Annotated in this window: 4 protein-coding genes and 1 pseudogene (1 of these 5 running past the window's edge); all 5 read left to right on the forward strand. The window is 55.0% G+C overall.

Going from position 1 to position 20,294, the window contains the following annotated elements:
* Nucleotides 1-14,098 (forward strand): annotated as a pseudogene (locus EL628_RS30870) (non-ribosomal peptide synthase/polyketide synthase) (its annotated part extends 24,452 nt beyond the left edge of the window); the annotation flags it as partial.
* A gap of 9 nt (nt 14,099-14,107) precedes the next feature.
* A complete protein-coding gene (locus EL628_RS31215; protein ID WP_281276584.1) occupies nt 14,108-15,025 on the forward strand; it encodes a thioesterase domain-containing protein in 918 nt (305 codons plus the stop codon).
* Nucleotides 15,026-15,267: 242 nt separating this feature from the next.
* Nucleotides 15,268-16,143, forward strand: coding sequence for an alpha/beta fold hydrolase (locus EL628_RS23280; RefSeq protein ID WP_126582408.1), 876 nt, complete (start codon nt 15,268-15,270; stop codon nt 16,141-16,143).
* A 50-nt stretch (nt 16,144-16,193) separates the two neighbouring features.
* Nucleotides 16,194-16,976: a thioesterase II family protein gene (locus EL628_RS23285; RefSeq protein ID WP_126582409.1), complete on the forward strand. Its 783-nt coding sequence runs from the start codon at nt 16,194-16,196 to the stop codon at nt 16,974-16,976.
* Between the two features lie 111 nt (nt 16,977-17,087).
* Nucleotides 17,088-20,246: an alpha-mannosidase gene (locus tag EL628_RS23290; RefSeq protein WP_126582410.1), complete on the forward strand. Its 3,159-nt coding sequence runs from the start codon at nt 17,088-17,090 to the stop codon at nt 20,244-20,246.
* Nucleotides 20,247-20,294: the final 48 nt, after the last annotated feature.

The raw sequence follows: 20,294 nt of genomic DNA on the forward strand, positions 1-20,294 counted from the left end.
CGCGCTGGTCTATGAAGAGCAGCAATTGACGTATGGCGAGCTTGATCAACGCGCCAATCAGGTCGCACACTATCTACGTGCACAGGGAGTTGGGCCAGATGTCTTCGTTGGTTTATGCGTCGAGCGCTCCCCTGAGATGCTGATTGGTATCCTGGGTATTCTGAAAGCTGGCGGTGCCTATGTACCGTTAGATCCCAATTATCCGCAGGAGCGGCTTGCATTTATCTTGCAGGATGCCCAGATCGCCGTTCTTGTAACGCAACAGCAGAGCCTGAAGCAATTGCCTGCCTGGTCTGGTCCGATCTTCTGCTTTGAGTATGATCAAGCGCGCTTACCGCAGCAGTCTGAGGTGCCACCGGCAGTCCAGACACAGCCAGAGCATATCGCGTACGTCATCTACACTTCGGGCTCGACAGGCCAGCCTAAAGGCGTACAGGTGAGCCATGCAAATGTTGTCCGGCTCTTCCACGCCACACCTGAGTCGATGACGTTCTCAGAACACGACGCCTGGACAATGTTCCATTCCTATGCCTTTGATTTCTCGGTGTGGGAGATATGGGGTGCGCTCCTCTTTGGAGGCCGTCTCTCGATCGTGCCGTACTGGGCCAGCCGAGCGCCAGATACGTTCTTTACGCTGTTAGAGGAACAGCATATTACCGTCTTGAACCAGACTCCCTCCGCCTTTCGCCAACTGCTCGTGATTGATGAGCAACGTCCAGCATCGAGCCTGTCGCTGCGGTACGTGATCTTTGGTGGCGAAGCATTGGAACTGGCGAGCTTACGACCATGGGTAGAACGCCATGGTGACGAGCAGCCACAACTGATCAATATGTATGGCATTACGGAAACAACGGTCCATGTCACGGCCCGACGTATCCATCAGATCGATATCGAGGCGGGCGATGGGAGCTTGATTGGCCAGGCTCTATCCGATCTACGCCTCTATGTCCTGGATCAGCATTATCAGCCAGTCCCCATCGGTGTAACTGGAGAGCTCTATGTCGGAGGCGCGGGCCTTGCTCGTGGCTATCTCAATCGGGCAGAGCTCACAGCGGAGCGTTTCATTGCCAATCCATTTATGGTCAATTCAGATAGGAAGCAGGCTGGTGATCGTCTCTATAAGACCGGTGACCTGGTCCGTTACCAGACGAATGGCGAACTGGAATATCGTGGCCGGGCAGACGCTCAGGTCAAGATTAGAGGTTTCCGTATCGAACTGGGTGAGATTGAGAGTGTCTTGGCGGCACATTCGCAGGTACGAGCCTGTGTGGTCGTAACGCGTGGAGAGACGCAGGAGAGTGTGCATCTGGTCGCGTATGTGGTTCCACGAGAAGTGGAAGACGAGAAGACTTTGATCTCTCTGCTGCGTAGCCATATGCAAAGTCGTGTGCCAGACTATATGGTCCCATCTCAGTTTATGGTGTTAGAGGCATTGCCGTTGACCACCAATGGAAAAGTGGATCGTAAAGCGCTTCCAACGCCACAGAAAGCCGTCGTTACCAGCGGCGATCAGCAGCAGCCAACCAACGAGCTTGAGCGGCAGCTTACGCATATCTGGCAGCAGGTTCTGGGTGTCAAGCAGGTTGGCATAAATGAGAACTTCTTTGAGCTTGGCGGAGACTCTATTCTGAGCATCCAGATCGTATCACGGGCGCGGCAGGCTGGCATTCATCTTACTCCACGACAATTATTCCAGAATCCGACCATTCAAGAGCTTGTACGTGTGGTTGATACGACCGTCCAGGTTCAGGAAGAGCAAGGGCCAGTCAGTGGAGATGCTCCTCTGACCCCCATCCAGCACTGGTTCTTTGAGCAAGAGCAGCCAGATCTGCAGCACTGGAATCAAGCTGTCATGCTTGGCACACCCCATGTCCTCGATCGGAAGATGCTGAGCGAGACAGTGAGCCATCTCATCGAACAACATGATGTGCTGCGGCTCCGCTTTAAGCCGACCCCAATGGGCTGGCAGCAGACCCATACGATGGAGCCATCTCCCATCCCGCTCCTCTGGCTTGATCTGTCAGGGGCCACAGGCGAGGAGCAAAAGAGCCTCATTGAAGAGATTGCGAATCAGGCTCAGGCAAGCTTGCATCTGACTGATGGCCCTCTGTTGCGCGTGGTCTACTTTGACCTGGGCCGTAAGCAGGGTGGGCGGTTGCTGTTCATCCTTCATCATCTGGTCGTTGATGGCGTCTCCTGGCGCATTTTGCTGGAGGACCTTCAACTGGCCTATACCCAGCTAAGTCAGAATCAGAAGATCCACCTGCCAGCCAGGACCAGTTCATGGCAACAGTGGGCGCGGCGTCTCCATAGCTATGCTCAGAGCGAGTCTATCGCCCGACAGCTCTCTTTCTGGCAAGAGCAGGTTCCGACCAGACCATTGCCGCAGGATTTTCAAGAAGGGGCCAATACCATTGCCTCTGCTCGTAGCGTCCTGGTCTCGCTCACTGTGCAAGAGACGCAGGCGCTCTTACAAGAAGTGCCAGCCGCGTATCATACTCAGATTAACGAGGTTCTGCTCACTGCTCTGGCTCAGACGCTGCGACAGTGGACCGGGCACGATAGTCATGTGATCAATCTAGAAGGGCATGGACGAGAAGAGCTCTTTGCCGATATCGATCTCTCCCGCACGGTAGGCTGGTTTACAAGCATCTACCCGGTCAGATTACAGGTGGAGACCAATGAGCCTGGGGTAGCTCTCAAGGCGATTAAAGAGCAGCTACGCTCTATCCCGGCGCATGGTATTGGTTATGGTATCGCACGCTATTTGCGCCAGGAGGATGCGCAGAGCGTACAGATCAGGCATGCTACAGAGCCACAGCTCAGTTTCAACTATCTGGGGCAGTTCGACCAGATAGTTGCAGAGATGGGCCTGTTTGCGCCTGCGCTTGAGTCGAGCGGATCAGCGGTTAGCCCACGGGGATATCGTGCACACTTGCTGGATATCAATGGCAGCATTACTGGTGGCCAGCTCCACCTCATCTGGACCTATAGCCATAATCTGCACACTGAAGAGACGGTGAATACCCTGGCCCAGAGCTATCTCGCGACCTTACGCGCTCTGATCGCGCACTGCCAATCTCCTGCGGCAGGGGGATATACACCCTCAGACTTCCCGCTGGCTCATCTGACCCAATTGCAGATTGATACCTTGCTGGGCAATCAGAGAGCGATTGAAAGTATCTATCCGCTCTCTCCCTTACAACAAGGGCTGCTCTTCCAGAGTCTTTACGCACCTGAGCAGGGAGACTATATTACGCAGATCGGCTACACCTTAGAGGGCGGATCACTGGATAGCGAGACCTTTGTCCGGGCCTGGCAGCATAGTATGGACCGCCACGCTATCCTGCGTACTGCGTTTATCTGGGAGCAATTGGATGAACCACAGCAGATCGTGTATCGGCAGCTTCCGCTCCCGTTTACCTACGAGGATTGGCGCTCCACTCCAGATAGTGAGCAGCAGGAGAGGCTGCAATCCTATTTACAGGAGGACCGCCGTCGCGGGTTTGATCTCTCCCAGGCCCCTTTGATGCGCCTGGCTCTCTTCCAGTTGGGGACGGATCGTTATGAATTTGTCTGGACACACCACCATATCCTGCTGGACGGTTGGAGCCTGCCCCTGGTGCTTGGTGAAGTCTTCGCGTCCTATCAGCTTCTGCTCCACGGCCAGGCACTTCCCAACGAACTGCCACAGCCCTATCAGCGCTACATTGCCTGGCTTCAGCAGCATGATCAGGCCAGTGCCGAGCTTTTCTGGCGACGCTGGCTGCTGGATTTCACAGCACCAACCCCTTTGCGCATTGGTTCAGTGCCCACATCTGTGCCACCGGAAGAACAATCTCATGAGGTCCATATCCTCCCCATCGCTCGAGAGCTATCCCAGCGGCTACAAATGCTGGCTCGAGAGCAGCATCTCACGCTCAACACCATCCTGCTAGGAGCCTGGGGGCTTCTGCTAGGCATCTATAGCGGACAACGCGATGTCGTCTTTGGCACGACAGTCTCTGGTCGCCCTGCTGATGTGGCAGGGATCGAGGGCATGGTTGGTCTCTTCATCAACACGCTCCCCATGCGTGTCCATCTGCATCCTGAAATGGCTATTCAGGCCTGGCTGCAAGATCTCCAGGAGCAGCAGAGTGATCTTCGCCAGTATGAATATAGCCAGCTTGCACAGATTCAGGGATGGAGCGAGATGCTTCGGGGGACCCCACTCTTTGAGAGCCTCTTTGTCTTTGAAAACTATCCTTTAGAGAGTGCAGCACCAGCGGGGGAGACGGCTGCCTTGCACGTTACAGCCGCACACGCTCTGGAGCAAGCACATTATCCACTTACCTGCGTTGTGACACCCGGTCAATATATGCAGGTGAAATTTATGTATGATCGCAGACGTTTTGCCGATGAAGCTATCTCCAGTCTGGCTGGTCATTTCGCCAGTCTGCTAGAGAATCTGCTGGCGCAACCCACAGCCAGTGTAAGCCAGCTCTCTCCGCTCTCAGTTGCAGAACGGCAGCTACTTCTGTCTACCTGGAACAGGACAGAGACAGCCTATCCAGCAGATAGTAGTCTTCAGCAACTCTTTGAAGCTCAGGTTGCCCAGCGACCCGACGCCATCGCGCTGGTCTGCGAGCAAGATCAGATCAGCTATGGCGAACTGGAGCGACACGCCAATCAGCTGGCTCATCGCTTGCAGGCGTTGGGAGTCGCAACTGAAGTGGGCGTTGGACTGCATGTGCCGCGTGGGCTCTCCCAACTGATTGCCCTGCTCGCCATCCTGAAAGCAGGCGGCCATTATGTCCCGCTGGACCCTCAGGCTCCGCTCGAGCGGCTACGTTTCCAGCTTGGTCAGGCTGGAGTGAGCCTGCTACTGACCGATTCCGATCTGCCCCAGCTCGAGGGAGCGTGGCGCAACCTGGACCTGAGCCAGCTCTTGCACGAGAGCGAGGAACTGTCCAGCGAGCCGCCTCAGCAACAGGCTCAGGCACAGACGCTGGCCTATATTCTCTTCACCTCTGGCTCAACGGGCGAGCCCAAAGGCGTGGCCGTCCCGCATCAAGCCATCATCCGCCTGGTCAGCCAGAACTGGTTTGCCCAACTGGACCACGAGCAGATTGGACTGCAACTGGCTCCGCTGGCCTTTGACGCCTCCACGCTGGAATTGTGGGGATCGCTGCTGCATGGGGCCCGGCTCGTGCTCTTAACGGAGCAGCTCCCGGCGCTTGAACGGTTGGCACAGGTGGTGCAGGAGCAGGGGGTGAGCTGGCTCTGGTTGACGGCTGGACTGTTCCAGCAGGTGGTGGAGTATCAGCCGGAGGCGCTGGCCGGAGTGCGTCAGGTGCTGGCAGGCGGTGATGTACTGGGTCCAGAGCCGGTGCGAGCGCTCCTGCGAGCTCATCCGGGGCAGCAAGTGATCAATGGCTATGGTCCGACCGAGAATACGACCTTCACCTGTTGTTACCCGATGGACGATCCCGAGCAGGTGGAGACGCCCATTCCGATTGGGCGACCCATTAATCAGAGCACGGTCTATGTGCTGGATCGGCATCGGCAGCTGGTGCCCATCGGAGTGATTGGCGAGCTGTACACGGGCGGTCATGGACTGGCGCGAGGCTATGTGGGCCGGTCCGAACTGACGGCGGAGCGCTTTGTGCCCCATCCATTCAGTACGAACGGAGGAGAGCGGCTCTACCGAACGGGGGATCTGGTGCGCTGGCGGGCGGATGGGGTGCTGGAGTATGTGGGACGAGCGGATCAACAGGTGAAGATCCGAGGCTATCGCATTGAGCTCGGCGAGATTGAGCAGGCCTTGAGGCAGCAGGAGAGTATCCGTGATGCACTGGTAACTGTCCGTAAGGATCTCCCTGGAGTCAAGCGGCTGGTCGCTTATATCGTCGCCCAGAAGCGGGAGTTGTTCGCCTGGGAGCCTGTGCAGGCGAGCTTACAGGAGCGCTTGCCTGAATACATGGTGCCTGCGCTGCATGTGGTATTGGAGGCCTTCCCGTTAACACCCAACGGCAAAGTAGATCGCCGCGCCTTGCCCGCACCGGAGTATGCGCATCTGGCGGATACGCAGAGCTATGTTGCACCAGACAACGAGCGGGAGCAGGTACTGGTCGCGATCTGGCAGCAGGTCCTGGGGGTAGAACAGATTGGGGTCCATGACAACTTCTTCTCCCTGGGTGGTGATTCGATTTTGAGTCTACAAGTCGTGGCTCGTGCACGCCAGCGGGGCCTGCATCTGACGCCCAGACAGCTCTTCCAGAAGCAGACCATCGCCGAACTGGCGGCTGATCTGACGCTGATAAGCGAGCAGATTGCCATTCATGCAGAGCAGGGAGCGGTACGCGGCTCCGTACCGTTGACGCCGATCCAGCACTGGTTCTTTGAACAGGAGCAGCCCGATCCGCAGCACTGGAATCAAGCCATGCTCTTGCACACCCCTGCGGAGCTCTCCTGGTCTGCCCTTCACCAGGCGCTCCAGGCGCTCCAGCGCCAGCATGATGTGCTTCGACTGCGCTTTGTCTCGACCCCCGATGGCTGGCAGGCGACCCATGCAGATGAATCCTCAGCGGTTCCGATCAGCCGTATTAATCTCGTCAACGTCCCTGAGGAGCAGCGCACCAGTGTCATCGAAGCGCTTGCCAATCAAGTGCAGGCCAGCCTGGATCTGACCCATGGCCCCATCTGGCGAGCAGTCACTATTGATCTGGGAGCACAGGCTGATTCTGATCAAGAGCCCTGGCAGAACGGACGTGTGCTCCTGGTCATTCATCATCTGGTCGTTGATGGCGTCTCCTGGCGCATTCTGCTCGAAGATCTCCAGACGGCATACGAGCAAGGACTGCGTAACGAGTCGATCCAGTTGCCAGCCAAGACGACCTCCTGGCAACAGTGGGCGCGCCACGTAGAGGCCTATGCCCAGAGTGAAGTATTGAGCGAGCAGCAGAGCTACTGGCAACAGCAAGCGAGTCTGCCAGTGGCAACGCTTCCTGTAAGCCATCCTGAGGGAGAGAATACGGTGGCGTCGGCACAGAGTGTGCTGATCTCGCTGAGCCAGGCCCAGACCCAGGCCCTGCTGCAAGAGGTGCCAGCGGCCTATCGAACTCAGATCAACGACGTTTTGTTGACTGCTCTGGCGCAGGCCTTGCAGCAGTGGACCGGACACAGCAATCACCGCATTCATCTAGAAGGGCATGGGCGCGAGGACCTCTTTGCCGATGTCGACCTTTCGCGGACCGTTGGCTGGTTCACGAGCATCTACCCATTCGTCCTCTGTCTGCCATCTGATCCACAGGACCCGGCCACAGCTCTGAAAGCGATCAAAGAACAGGTGCGAGCCATTCCTTCCAATGGTATTGGCTACGGCCTGGCTCGCTATCTGCGCTCAGATAATGATGGACTGCGACAGGCCACTATTCCGCAGATCAGTTTTAACTATCTGGGCCAGTTTGACCAGACGTTGAGCCAGACTGCTCTCTTCCGTCCAGCGTCAGAGTCATCTGGAACGCCTGTCAGCCCACGTGGGCATCGTGAGCATCTGATCGAGATCAATGGCAGCATTAGCGGAGGACAGTTGCACCTCATCTGGACCTATAGCCAGCAGGTGCATGAGCAGGAGACGATCAACAGGCTTGCGCAGTCCTATCTCCAGGTGTTGCAAACGCTGATCAGTCATTGTCAGTCGCCCGAAGCTGGTGGTTATACACCTTCTGATTTTCCTCTGGCAAGGCTGGATCAGAGACAACTGGATGCTATCTGCGGCACAACGCGAGAGATCGAGGCCATCTATCCTCTCTCACCTTTGCAGCAGGGCTTATTTTTCCAGAGTCTGTATGCTCCTGGTGAAGGTGACTACATTATTCAGGCAGGCTATACCTTACATGGTGCCTTTGATCTGGCCGCGTTCAGAGCGTCCTGGCAACAGGTTATCGATCGCCATGCAGTATTCCGCACCGCTTTTACCTGGGAGCTTCTCATTGAGCCGCTCCAGATCGTTCAGAAGCAGATTGCCGTAACGTTTGAGCAGAAAGACTGGCGCTCCCATTCTGGACAGGAGCAAGCAGACCTTCTTCAGACGTTCTTGCAGGCCGACCGTAAGCGAGGCTTTGATCTGGCCCAGGCACCTTTGATGCGCCTGACCCTGATTCAGTTAGCGGATGATGTCTATGAATACATCTGGAGCTATCATCACCTTCTGTTGGATGGTTGGAGTCTACCACTCGTTACCGGCGAGCTTTTTAGTGGATATGAAGCCCGGCGTCGCAACATTTCGCTGCCACTGACACCGGTCTACCCCTATCAAGACTATATCGCCTGGCTTCAGCAGCAAGATCTTCAGCAGGCAGAACGCTTCTGGCGGACACAGTTAGAGGGCTTCACTAGCCCGACCTTCCTGGGTATTGATACTGCCACCACTTCTACGGCATTGGCACAGCGCACTTATGGTGAGCAGATCGTGCAGTTTTCCGAGCAGGAGACCAGCCAGCTACAAGAGCTGGCCAGACACCAGTATCTGACCCTGAATACACTGGTGCAGGGAGCCTGGGCCCTGCTGCTGTCTCGTTACAGTGGTCAGGACGATGTCGTCTTTGGCGCAACTGTTGCGGGCCGTTCTGCGGAAGTCAGCCATATTGAGTCGATGATTGGTCTCTTTATTAATACGCTTCCTATTCGGGTGCATATTCATGCCGGGCAGGAGCTTCTGAGCTGGTTGCAGGATCTACAAACATTGCAAAGCGAGTTGCGACAGTATGAATACAGCCCGCTTGTGCAGATTCAGGGATGGAGTCAGGTAGCGCGTGGGACAGCCCTGTTTGAGAGCCTGCTGATCTTTGAGAACTATCCACTGGGCCAGGATGTCCAGGAGGCTTCTGCCCCTGAATCTCAGCTCCAGGTGCAGGCAGTTCATGCTCGCGAGCAGACCAACTATCCCCTCTCTCTCTACATTCTGCCGGGACAGCAGATGGTGTTCAAACTCCTGTATGATACTTCTCGTTTCCAGGCGGAGAGCGTATCGCGCTTGCTTGAGCATCTCCGCCTGCTCCTTGCGACCTTTGTGGCCTCTCCAACGAAGCCACTGGCTCAATGTGGCATTTTGACACCATACGAGCAGCGACAGTTGCAGAGCTATAACCAGACCAATCAGGACTTGCAACCAGCATATTGTATTCATCAGGCATTTGAAGTCCAGGCGGCTCGCACGCCTGATAAGATTGCGCTGGTTTGTGATCAGCATCAGATCACCTACGCAGAGCTGGATCGACGTGCCAATCAGCTTGCTCATTATCTGGTAACCCTTGGAGCAGAGCCTGATCTGGCGATTGGACTGTGCATCGAGCGTTCGGTAGAGATGATGGTCGGATTGCTCGGTATTCTCAAGGCAGGTGCGGCCTATCTCCCGCTGGACCCGGCTTACCCGCACGAGCGTCTGGCTCTGATGATACAGGATGCCCATGTGCCTATTCTGCTCAGTCAGGAGCATCTGATTGAACGCCTTGCGGATCACGAGGCCATCCTGCTTTGCCTGGATCGCGATTGGTCGCTCATCCAACAACAGCCCGGATCTGCACTGAAGCGAGAGGTGCAGGCAGAGCATCTGGCCTATGTCATCTATACTTCTGGTTCGACTGGCCGCCCCAAAGGCGTAATGATTCCTCATGGAAATGTTCATAATTTCTTCCATGGTATCGATTGCACCCTGGTAGATCAGCATGAGGGGACCTGGCTGGCTGTAACCAGTATCTCCTTCGATATCTCAGTGTTGGAGCTCTTCTGGACGCTCACGCGTGGCTTCCGCGTGATTGTGCAGCCAACGCATCCAGCCGAAGAAGAGCTGTCACTTGCTCAATTGATGCAGATACAGCACGTCTCGCATCTACAATGTACTCCATCACTGGCCAGCATCCTTCTTCAGGACCCGGATGCAGCAACCAGCATCCAGGAACTTACCAGTATGTTACTAGGTGGTGAGGCGCTCCCTCAATCGCTGGCGGATGCTATCGGGCAGACGCTCCAGGGCTCCTTGCATAATATGTATGGACCGACCGAAACCACGATCTGGTCCAGTACGCAGCAGATCATGGTGGGCGAAGTGGTGATGCTAGGCCAGCCACTGTCCAATACGCGAATCTATATCCTGGATCACCATTTTCAGCCAGTCCCAATTGGCGTTGCCGGTGAGATCTATATTGCCGGACAGGGGGTCGTACGTGGTTATCTCCAGCAGCCTGCACTGACCGTCGAGCGTTTTATGCCCGATCCATTTGCTGGCATGGAGTCTGTCCAGCCTGGATCACGGATGTATCGGACAGGCGATCTGGGACGTTTTAGTGCAGAGGGTCGCTTAGAATATCTTGGCCGCGTCGATCAGCAGGTCAAGGTACGGGGACATCGCATCGAATTGGGAGAGATCGAGAGTGCGCTCGATCAGCATCCACTGGTACGAGATTGTGCAGTCATTGTGCGCAATGAAAACGCCATTGAGAAACAACTGGTCGCTTACCTGACTTTCCATACCACTCAGACAGAAAGCGAGCAGGCACTCCAGACGATCCGTGAATATCTCAAGGAACGGCTGCCCCACTACATGATCCCCTCTCTCTTCGTGCCAATGGAGACCCTGCCATTGACACCAAATGGCAAGATCAATCGACGAGCGCTACCAGATCCTGAGCAGTGGCAGCAGGAGAGCAGTCAGGCTTATAGTGCCCCACGGACCATCACAGAACAGATGCTTGCAGCTATCTGGGTACAGGTTCTGGGCCTGAAGCAGGTAAGCACGCAGGACAACTTCTTCACACTGGGCGGGCATTCTCTGCTTGCCACACAGCTGATAGCTCGCGTAAGACAGACCTTACAGGTGAACCTACCGGTGCGCAGTCTGTTTGAAGCGCCAACGATCAGTGAACTGGCGGAACGTGTGGAGCGTGCGCAACAAGAGCGTATTGGCATGGAGGTGCCAGCGCTCCTGCCCGCTCCACGCACAAAACCGCTCCCGCTGTCTTTTGCTCAGCAGCGTCTCTGGTTTCTTGATCGGCTGGTACCAGGATCGCCATTATATAACATGCCCCTGGTCTTCCGTCTCACCCAGACAGTCGCTGTTGCGGCCCTGGAGCAGAGTCTGCGTGAGATAGTGCGGCGTCATGAAGCGTTGCGCACAGGCTTTACCCTGATCGATGAACAGCCAATCCAGACTATCTATCCAGCGGTGGACCTGTCCTTCCCAATCATCGATCTCAGCGGCATTCCAGCGTCCGAACGAGAGCGAGAGGCCCAATATCTCGCCATTGCTGAGGCGCAATCGCCCTTTGATCTGGCCCAGGCACCATTGATGCGCTCGGCTCTCTTGCGCTTGCAGGCGGAGGAACATATCCTCCTGATCACCATCCATCATATTATCTTTGATGCCTGGTCGATGAGTATATTGAACCAGGAGCTGACCGCTCTCTACACGGCCTTTGCGCATCATCAACCTTCCCCCTTACCGGAGGTCGCCCTTCACTATGCAGACTTCGCCGTCTGGCAGCGAGAATGGCTCCAGGGCGAGGTACTGGATAGGCAACTGGCCTACTGGAAAGAGAAGTTAGCCGGGACATCAGGCATTCTGGAGTTACCGACTGATCGACCACGTCCGCCTCTCCAGAGCTATCAAGGGGCGCAAATTCCTGTTCATCTCTCGCTCACCTTAACCGAGCAACTGAGGACACTGAGCCAGCAGCTTGGGGCCACTCTCTTCATGACCATACTGACAGCCTTCCAGACGCTGCTCTATCGCTATAGCGGTCAGGAGGATATCCTGGTTGGCATTCCGATCGCAGAGCGGACACGGCCTGAAACTGAAGCGATCTTTGGCCTCTTCCTCAATACCCTGGTGATTCGTACGGATCTGACTGGCGATCCCAGTTTCCGTGAGCTCTTAATACAATGCAGAGAAACGGCGCTAGAGGCTTACGCGCATCAAGATGTGCCCTTTGAGCAGATTGTGGATAGCCTCCCACTCACACGTGATCTGAGCCGTTCGCCTCTCTTCCAGGTGGCCTTCTCGTGGCAGAACGCACCAAAAACGGAGCTTGCTTTTACCGATCTGAACATACAGCCTCTGACAGTGGACAGCGGCACCGCAAAATTTGATCTGATGCTGCTGCTGACCGATAGCCCTTATGGTGTCGGTGGGATCATGGAATATAACTCAGACCTGTTCGATAGCGCAACAATTATGCGTATGATCGGACATTTCCAGATCCTGCTGGAGAGTCTCGTGGCCTATCCCGATCAATCGGTGGCAACGTTACCGCTGCTTGCTCCAGCCGAACACCATCAGCTCGTGGAGGAGTGGAATGCGACAGAATCCACGTATGCAAACCGCTCCGGCCTGCATCAGCTTGTAGAAGCCCGGGCGCAGGCGTGTCCAGACGCCATTGCGCTGGTCTTTGAGGAGCAGCAGCTCAGCTATGGCGAACTGGACCGACGCTCTACACAGCTGGCCTACCTGCTCCACAGCCATGGAGTTAAAGCGGAGGAACTGGTGGGAGTCTGTCTCCCTCGCTCGCTTGAAATGGTCATTGCCATCCTGGGCGTCCTCAAAGCTGGTGGAGCGTATGTCCCGCTCGATCCCGCCTATCCTACCGAACGGCTGGCCTTTCAACTCGCTGACGCCCAGATCCGCCTGCTGGTGACCCGGGAGAGCCTGCTTCCCCCTGTGCTTCAGGAGGGATTGGAGGTCATCACCCTCTCTGGTACGTGGGAGTCTACCAACGAACCCATCCTCCCCCTGCCTTCGCTTGAAGTCCAACCGGAACACCTGGCCTATGTCATCTATACCTCAGGCTCGACCGGGCGGCCCAAGGGTGTAGCCATCACCCATCAGAGCGCCATCAACCTGCTCTACTGGGCGCAGGAGACCTTTGCGGCAGAAGCGTTGGAGCGCATGCTGGCCTCGACCTCGCTCTGTTTTGACCTCTCGATCTACGAACTCTTTGTGACGCTCACCTCTGGAGGTACCGTCGTCATCGTAGAGAATGCACTCACCTTCCCCATTCAGGCCGCTCACCAGCATATCACCCTGATCAATACCGTCCCCTCAGCCATTGCAGAACTGTTGCGAGAAGGGCAGATCCCGGCCTCGGTGCACACGATCAATCTGGCCGGTGAGGCACTCTCCGCCACTCTCGTTGCGCAATTGTATGAGCAGACGACAATCGAGCAGATCTACAACCTGTATGGTCCAACCGAAGATACCACCTACTCAACCTGGGCAAAGTTAGCACATGAGCAGATGGGTGCGGTTCCCATCGGGCGTCCACGGACCAACACACAGGCCTATGTGCTGGATACTCACCGCCAATTAGTGCCCATGGGCGTCATTGGCGAACTCTATCTGGCCGGTGCTGGACTGGCGCGTGGATATGTGGGCCGACCAGAGCTGACGGCAGAACGCTTTGTGCCCCATCCGTTCAGCCAGCAGGTAGGAGCTCGCCTGTATCGAACGGGCGACCTGGTGCGTTGGGGAGAGGAAGGGCACCTGGAATATGTGGGTCGAGCGGATCAACAGGTAAAAGTGCGCGGCTATCGCATTGAACTGGGAGAGATTGAAGTTGCGCTTCAGCATCTGCCGCAGGTGAACGAGGCGGTGGTGCTGGCGCGAGAAGATGTGCCTGGAAGCAAGCAATTGGTCGCCTATGTGGTGCCCACGCAGGCTGATCAGACCAGATATACAGAAGAGCTACGTAGAGAGCTGACCAGACAGCTACCGAATTATATGGTTCCATCGACGTTTGTGCTGCTGGAACGCCTTCCATTAACCATCAACGGCAAAGTGGACCGGCGGGCCCTGCCTGCTCCCGATAGTGCCCGGCCCGCAGCTACAGACAGGGTTTTAGAGCCGCGTGACGATATCGAGCGCCGGTTAGTACAGATCTGGGAAGAGCTCTTAAAGATCCAACCGATCAGTGTTGCGGACAACTTCTTTGATCTAGGGGGCAATTCGATTCTGGCGGTGCTTCTGATGAATCGTATCCAGCAAACATTCTTGCAGAAGCTCCCACTGGCCCTGCTCTTCCAGCATGCAACGATCGAGTCCCTTGCTGAAGTATTGCGTCAACAGCATGAGATCTTGCCTCAATCCAGCGTCGTAACCATTCAAGCAGCAGGAAAAAGACCACCATTTTTCTGTGTCCATCCTGTGGGGGGAGCAGTGCTGTGCTATGCCGAGCTTGCACAAAGACTTGGGAGCGACCAGCCTTTCTATGGACTCCAGGCCATTGGTCTCTTCAGCGATCACGATCCGCACCAGAGCATTGAAGAGATGGCGGCGTACTATATCGAGGCAATGAGGGCGGTTCAACCTCAAGGGCCGTACCATCTGGGTGGTTGGTCGCTTGGAGGAGTGATTGCATTTGAGATGGCCATCCAACTCCAGCGGCAGCAGCAAGAGGTTGGCTTGCTTGCCATCATCGACACGAGCCCACCGGGTCAGGGAGATGTTCCAGACTTTGACCAGGAAATGCGAGAGATTGCGCAGACGATGCTCCACAAATTAGAGGGGAACGGTGCAATAGCAGACGATGATTGGGACGACCTGTCCCCTGAGGAACAGTTGTTGCACTTCTCCACCTCTGCCATTCAACGTCGCAGCCAGCCGTGGGCTCATCTCGCGCCAGAGGATCAGCTCTCCTACATCGCAGATAAGTTACGGGCAGCTCAACTCGAGCATCTTGCTCCAGCCTTGCGCGAGATTCCACAGGCGACCAGTCTGCTGCGCGTTCATAGAGCCAATTATCAGGCATTGGCCAGCTATGTCCCGGGTCAGTATGCTGGCCGCATGATCTTGTTCCATGCCAGCGATATCCAGCAGAGCTTTACACCCAGCCAGGCGTACCTGAATATGGCCGAAGAGTGGCGCAAATTGCTGAGCGATGAGCATCAACTGGAGCTGCATCTCGTGCCTGGCACACACCAGACAATCATTACGGAGCCACAGGTCCAGCATCTGGCTGCGGGCCTGCGTATGTCCCTTGAAAGCGCACAGTGATACGGTGGTGAGCTCTCTTCTGAAAAGAAAGGTTTCATGCAGAGTAGTGAAATCTTTTCATAAACGCCTACTCTGAAAATAAAAGTTTCATCCAGGGTGATGACACCATTTCATGAACGTCTACTCTGGAAAACGTAGAAGTATTCTCGAAAAGTACGCCAGACACTCATTGTACTTACTCGCTCTATGAGTGTACAGTATCTTTAGATAGGTTTTATACGCTGAAGTGATAGGATGAACGAATGAATACTATTGTGAGAGAATTGTATAAAGATGTTCTCGCTGATCAGATAGAACGTTTGCAAGATTTTCGTACCACTCATTCCCTGACGCAGACCAGAATTGGGAAAACCACATGGAATTATCTCGTCTGTGGCAAGGGTGATAAGACAGTAGTCGTGTTACCAGGAGACGAACGCAGAGGGGATCTCCTCTTTCCGCTCATTCAGGCCTGGGAGCAGCACTATCGTCTTATCTATCCATCCTTTCCAGCAGTACCAACCATCCAACAACTGGTTGAGGGGCTGGCCGCTGTGCTGGAAAAGGAACAGGTACGGTCTATCAACTTATTGGGCGTCTCCTTTGGGGGGAGTGTAGCTCAGTGTTTTGTTCGTAAATATCCTCAACTGGTTGCGAAGCTGATTCTACAGAACACAACAGTCCCCCAGCCCGAATTAGCTGTGGCCGTCAGAGCAATTGAGAGAGTGACGACCTTCATGCCCGGTGGAACGGCCCGTTCTCTGTTAAAGCAGATGTTGCGGCAAGTCGTTGAAGCTCCGCAGGAGGAACAGGCTTTCTGGCAGGCGTATATTCAGGAATTGATAGGGCATCATCTGACGAAAAAGGACGCCCTTGCTCTCTTGCGAGGGACCATTGATTATCGCCAGAACTATCGTTTCGCACCAGATGATCTGGCCGCATGGGCCGGAAAAGTGCTTATCCTCGAAAGTCAGGACGATCGGCCAATCACACCTGGAATGCGTGCTGCATTAAAAAATGCCTATCCGCAAGCCCGTGTTGAGACCTTTCCACAGGGAGGGCATACGCCATATCTCCTTCACAAGGAGCGCTATCTCTCTATCGTCGAAGGTTTCCTGGATGAAAAGTTGCCTGAATGACCATTGCATCATCTTCGCAGGAGAAGTTTCCTGAATGAAAGGCTGCCTGAATGACCGCTGCATCATCTTTGAGCCCCTGGTTCCAGTTTGCCAGACCAGATTCCCAGGCTCGTCTGCGCTTATTCTGTTTTTCCTATGCCGGAGGAGGTGCATCTGTCTTTCGTAAGTGGGCAGATCAGTTGCCGCCAGAGATAGAGCTGTACCCGATACAGTTACCGGGTCGGGAGAGCCGATTCGGAGAAGCTCCCTTTACACAGATTGCTCCGCTTATTCAAGCTCTTTCTCAGGCCATTCGGCCATACCTCAACAGGCCATATGTGTTCTTTGGACATAGTATGGGGGCATTAGTTAGTTTTGAACTCGCGCGCGACCTGCGCAGGCAACGCCTCCCCCTTCCACTCCATCTGCTCGTCTCCGCTCGCCGGGCGCCACATGTACCAGACCGCTACCCTCCCATTCACAATCTACCGGATGCAGAATTTATAGATGAGATACAGAGGCTTGAAGGGACGCCGGAGGAGGTCCTGCGTAATACTGACCTGATCCAGCTTCTGTTCCCGGTCCTGCGTGCAGATTTTTCTGTCTGTGAGACCTATACTTATACCCGCGACATACCACTATCCTGCCCCATCACTGCCTTTGGAGGCTTGCAGGATCATGAGATCAGCGAAGAGGAAGTGGCAGCATGGCGGAAGCAGACAACAGGTTTTTTTAGACTGCATATGCTTGAAGGGGGACATTTTTACCTGCATAGCGATCGAGAATTGCTGATCCAGCTCATCGTCCAGAGCCTCCGTCCATTGCTTGGCTCACTGTCGCGACAATTTTTATAATCGAGAAGCCAACATGTCGCGAAATCGCATACCCTTCAAGGAGGATTATGTTACAATGCTGCCATATGTCAACGTCAACATTCTACCATCTATCCTCCAAAGGAGTCGTCTGTGTCACATAAAATTCGTTGGACAGTTGAGAAGATCAGCCAGCGTTTGAGCTTGATTGAGCATCTGGTCTATCGCCGTCGGCACGCCCTTCCTCCCTTTCGTTTCCTTGCCTTAAGTAGTCCATTGGAGACGCCTCCTGTGGGTATTGAGGTTGATGATAGCGCCTGGACCGTCATTAAGCCTGATGAATATTGGGGTGAGTGGCGACAAAATTTCGTTCTCCGTAGCACCTTAGAGATTCCGCAGGAATGGGGTAACGAGCTGCCATTAGCACTCTCGCTCCCGATCGGTGATGCAGGCAACTTTAGCCATCCGGAGGCGCTGGCCTATATTGATGGTGTCTCTTATGCGGCCTGTGATCGTCACCATCATGAGTTTGCGCTCCGTTCAGACTGGCAGGATGGGAAGACCCATACCCTTGCACTCCATGGTTGGACCGCAGCGGATGGTCCACAGGGAGCTCGCTTATTGATGAAACCCTGCGAGGTCGTCCAGATCGATCAGCCAACGCGCGACTTTATCGCCACTGCTCGCGTGGCCCTGGGAACCGTCAAAGTGATCGATGAAAGCGTTCCAGCGCGTGGTCGATTACTCACCGCTCTCGATCGTGCCTTTACGCTTCTCGATACCCATGAGCCGCTCGGCGAAACTTTTTATGCCTCGGTTGCTGCCGCTCATGAAGCGCTACAGGCGGGCATCGCGCAAGCAGGAGCTCCGTTGGATGTCGAGGTTCTCGGTACCGGTCATGCGCATATCGACGTGGCCTGGCTCTGGACATTAGGTCAGACGCGCCGCAAGGCCTCGCGTACATTTCATACCGTCGATCGTTTGATGGAACAGTTTCCTGACTACCACTTTACACAGAGTCAGCCGCAGCTCTACGACTATATTCGGCAGGATCATCCCGATCTGTTTGAGGCGATCAAGCGACGCATTGCCGAAGGACGTTGGGAGCCAATTGGAGGCATGTGGGTCGAGGCTGATTGTAATCTGAGTGGACCCGAGTCTCTCGCCCGCCAATTTTTATTGGGTCGTGCATTCTTTGCCGAGCATTTTGGTGAGCATGTGGACACGCCAGTCCTCTGGCTCCCTGACGTATTTGGCTATGCCTGGGCTCTACCTCAATTAATTAAGCAGGCCGGACTGGATTATTTCTTTACTATCAAAATTGGGTGGAGTCAGTATAACCGGCTTCCTTATGATAGTTTCTGGTGGCAGGGGTTGGATGGAACGCGCGTCTTGACGCACTTTAGCACCACCAAAGAGCATGGATCTCCCTGGGCCAGCACCTATAATGGTCAGGCTACGCCCAACGAGATCATGGGAACATGGACGAATTTTCAGCAGAAAGATCTGGCACACGACAACGTGACCCCGCCCCTGTTGACTGCCTTTGGCTATGGCGATGGCGGTGGTGGTCCAACGCGCGAGATGCTGGAGAATCTCCGTGAGATGAAGGCCTTCCCGGCTCTGCCACAGACGCGCCAGACGGATGTGGGCACCTTCTTCAAACAACTGGAAGAGAGCTCAGGCGAGCAACTTCCCACCTGGAATGGGGAATTGTACCTGGAACTGCATCGTGGAACATACACCACACAGAGTCGCAACAAACGCTGGAATCGCAAAAGCGAGTTCCTGCTGCATGATGCCGAGTTCCTGGCGGCTCAGGCCAGTCTGCTGAGCACGTCTTATCGCTATCCAGCTCAAGAGATTACCAGAGCCTGGCAGCTTATCTGCCTCAACCAGTTCCACGATATTATCCCTGGCAGCAGCATCCATGATGTCTATGTCGAATCTGAGCAGCAGTATCAGACCATCACTGAACTGGGCACAGGTGTGCGCAATACTGCCCTGCAAACAATCGCTGACCATGTTGCCGGTGATATCTTGCTTGCGAATCCCATCTCTTTTGAGCGCATAGATCTGGCCTTCTGGCCCCGGCAGCTCCCAGCCGGACAACACCTCCAGTCGATCCAGACCGGTGAGCCTGTCTCTGTTCAGACAGGTGCGCAAGGGACATGGATTGATGCAGGAGCGCTAGAGCCATTCAGTATCACTGGTCTACAGATTGTCAAAGGGGCCCAACCACAGGCAGAGACAGGATTGATTGCAACCGAGGAGCTCCTGGAGAACGCGCTGATCCGTATCGAGCTCAATCGTGCCGGTGATATCACCCGTATCTATGATAAGGTTCGCGAGCGAGAGGTCTTGCCAGCCGGTGCAATCGCCAACCAGTTTCAGGCCTTTGAAGATCGGCCCATGGACTGGGACGCCTGGGATGTGGATATCTTCTATGATGATAAACAGTGGCTGGCAGAACCGGCCAGTTCCATCCGCCTGGTAGATGCTGGACCTTTGCGTGCAACCATTGAAGTGAAGCGTCAGATTTTGCACAGTCAGTATACGCAGTTGATCTCCTTGAACTATAACAGCCCTCAACTGGATATCGAGACCAATATTGACTGGCGCGAGCGCCATATCCTGCTCAAAGTGGCTTTCCCGGTCGATATCCTCAGTCCGGTCGCTACCTATGAGATTCAATGGGGCAACGTCCAGCGTCCGACCCATCGCAATACCAGCTGGGACTGGGCGCGATTTGAAACCTGCGGCCAGAAGTTTGTCGACCTCAGTGAGGGCGATTATGGAGTGAGCATCCTCAATGACTGTAAGTATGGTCATGACATCCAGGAGAACGTGATTCGCATTAGCCTGCTGCGCAGCCCAACCAGTCCCGATCCAGAGGCTGACCAGGGCCAGCATCGTTTTACGTATAGTCTTCTGCCCCATGCTGGAAACTTAAACGAAGTGACCATCCAGGCAGCCTATGCCCTGAACGATCCTCTTCTCACCTATACACCTGAGCGACAGACAGGCAAGTCAAGCGTTCAGACTCTCCCCGCGCTGGTCTCCGTCGACAAGCCCAATATCGTGATCGAGACTATCAAGCAGGCAGAAGATGGCAATGGTATCATTGTGCGGTTGTACGAGAGCCAGCGTCATAGAGGGAAGGTGACAGTCAGTGCTGGTTTTGAGCTTGCGGAAGCCTGGCATACGAACCTTCTGGAGAAAGAGGGAGAGCTATTACCCGTCCAGGGCAAGCAAGTGACCCTCTCACTCAAGCCATATGAGATCGTAACCTTGCGCCTTGTCAAAGCATAAGCTTATGTTCAGACAATAAATAAAAGAAAGGCCCTCCTTCCACAAAAG

Source organism: Tengunoibacter tsumagoiensis, from assembly GCF_003967535.1.
Taxonomy (GTDB): domain Bacteria; phylum Chloroflexota; class Ktedonobacteria; order Ktedonobacterales; family Ktedonobacteraceae; genus Tengunoibacter; species Tengunoibacter tsumagoiensis.